This is a genomic window from Pseudomonas sp. Q2-TVG4-2 (genome assembly GCF_013620795.1).
Classification (GTDB): Bacteria; Pseudomonadota; Gammaproteobacteria; order Pseudomonadales; family Pseudomonadaceae; genus Stutzerimonas.
The window spans coordinates 1-348 of sequence record NZ_LGLW01000039.1; the positions used below are offsets into that span (position 1 = coordinate 1).

1 protein-coding gene is annotated in these 348 nt (G+C 54.3%); it reads left to right on the forward strand.

Annotation, left to right across the window (positions count from 1 at the left end; genetic code table 11):
* Positions 1 to 37: 37 nt before the first annotated feature.
* Positions 38 to 348: copper-binding protein (locus H3028_RS21055; RefSeq protein WP_181299138.1), on the forward strand; the 311-nt coding region annotated here is incomplete at its 3' end.

Sequence of the window (348 nt, forward strand, 5' to 3'; positions counted from 1 at the left end):
CCCCCCAGCAAGTAACCAACCCCACTGGAGAACATCCATGAAAATCAAGCACATTACCCTTGCCACGCTCCTCCTGATACCCGCCGCCTATGCTGCCGATAAGGAACCTATGGGCGGCAAGCCGATGGATCATCAAGGCATGAATATGGAGATGGATCAGAAGGCGGCCGGACAAACCGCTACTGCCACTGGCACGGTCAAGAAAGTGAATATGGATAAGGGGACCGTCACCATCGCACACGGACCGGTCGAATCGCTGGGTTGGCCGTCGATGACGATGGGCTTCAAAGCAGAGCCTGATCAGCTCAAAACTCTGAAAGAAGGGGACCAGATCGAATTCGAATTCTC